Source organism: Pseudomonas sp. TJI-51, assembly GCF_000190455.2.
Lineage (GTDB): Bacteria > Pseudomonadota > Gammaproteobacteria > Pseudomonadales > Pseudomonadaceae > Aquipseudomonas > Aquipseudomonas juntendi.
This window is the reverse complement of record NZ_AEWE02000120.1, coordinates 13,938-14,168: the sequence shown is the minus strand read 5'-3', so window position 1 is coordinate 14,168 and position 231 is coordinate 13,938. Positions and strand designations below refer to the sequence as shown.

Annotated in this window: 1 pseudogene; it reads right to left on the bottom strand. The window is 66.2% G+C overall.

Going from position 1 to position 231, the window contains the following annotated elements:
* Positions 1-43 precede the first annotated feature (43 nt).
* Positions 44-231, bottom strand: a pseudogene (locus G1E_RS29830) (spermidine synthase); the annotation flags it as partial.

Below are 231 nucleotides of genomic sequence, written 5' to 3'. Positions count from 1 at the left end.
CCGCTCCTACAGGGATCGCGACGGCTACGGCCGCACCTGCCATTCAGGTAGCCGGCCGAATCTCGCGGATCAAACCCTCGAGGCTGTAGCCCAATCGTGGCGCCAGCGCCTGCGCCCGGGCCCGCAAGCCTTCCATGTCCAGGGTCTGCTCCAGATCCGCCGGCACCAGCAGAATCACATTGCCCTCCTTCACCGGCAGTTCCCAGTAATGGCGGGGGGGCAAAACACGCC